Annotated in this window: 2 protein-coding genes and 1 pseudogene; all 3 read right to left on the bottom strand. The window is 54.5% G+C overall.

All coding sequences use genetic code 11. The features are described 5' to 3' along the window. A partial coding sequence (locus tag PsAD37_RS17305; protein WP_244272540.1) for a DNA adenine methylase occupies window positions 1–269 on the bottom strand: 269 nt, incomplete at its 3' end. A 46-nt stretch (window positions 270–315) separates the two neighbouring features. Further along, window positions 316–474, bottom strand: coding sequence for a Com family DNA-binding transcriptional regulator (locus tag PsAD37_RS29605; RefSeq protein WP_084407918.1), 159 nt, complete (start codon window positions 472–474; stop codon window positions 316–318). A gap of 188 nt (window positions 475–662) precedes the next feature. Next, window positions 663–895: pseudogene (locus tag PsAD37_RS17300) on the bottom strand (hypothetical protein); the annotation flags it as partial.

Raw genomic sequence — 895 nt, 5'->3', positions numbered from 1 at the left:
TCGGTCAATGTGTCTGGCTTGGTTTCCGCAAGCCGTTCAAACTCAGAGCGGCTGGTGAGCTGGAACTTGAGCACCTCCAGAAACTGCGGATAGTGGCGCTGAAGGATGCGAAACAGTGTAACCACATCCCCGGAGATATCATTGATGACCTCACACCCAGGCCTTTCAGAGCGGCGGAAGAAAATACCGCCCATGCCAACAAAAGGCTCCACATAGGTTTTATGAGCAACAGCGCTAATTCGATTGGAAACGTGTTTAGCAAGTTGCATTTTCCCTCCGATATATGCTGCTACAGGTTTAGTCGGCTTGATAGGGTTAAGTTCCATTTGTTCTTGTTCTTCTTGGGGACTCATCGGGCCTCAGGTCGTTAAAGGTGCCACAGCGGCGGCACTTGATTTCTACGCGCCCCTGGAGGGCGTTCTGTTCTTTCTTGAGGAGGAGTGCCGAGCAATCCCGGCAATAGATAGACTCCATGTCTGGTCTCACATAAGACAGCCCCGCAGCTCATGACTTAGTGAGTTGATGCGGCGGGAGCAGTGTTATGCAGTTGCACACTGGCTGGGCTTCTCGTTAGCGCTTGTCGCCCGGTGCCCGGAAACGTTCCGGGCCTTCCGCTCCATATAAAAGCTACCGGGCGATCATCTCGCCGGATATGTTCCGGCTTAAAACTGCCCCACCAGAGTAACCACCTCAGGCGGGCACTCCGGCCAGCTGGCATCTGCTGTAAAGTCGGCGTCTGGATCTGCGGCCAGTTCCAGGCATCTGGCCCGCATAGCACCCACCCAATCCAGTGCAGCCTTTGTGCTGGTCAAAAGCGTGACCTCATCAGCACTTCGATCAGCAACGGCTTTGCCAGCAATGGCAGCAGCAGCCGTTGCCATATTCATCTGGGTCT

The organism is Pseudovibrio sp. Ad37 (genome assembly GCF_001623075.1).
Lineage (GTDB): Bacteria > Pseudomonadota > Alphaproteobacteria > Rhizobiales > Stappiaceae > Pseudovibrio.
Note: the sequence above shows the minus strand (reverse complement) of the source record. Positions and strands in the feature narration are given on the sequence as shown.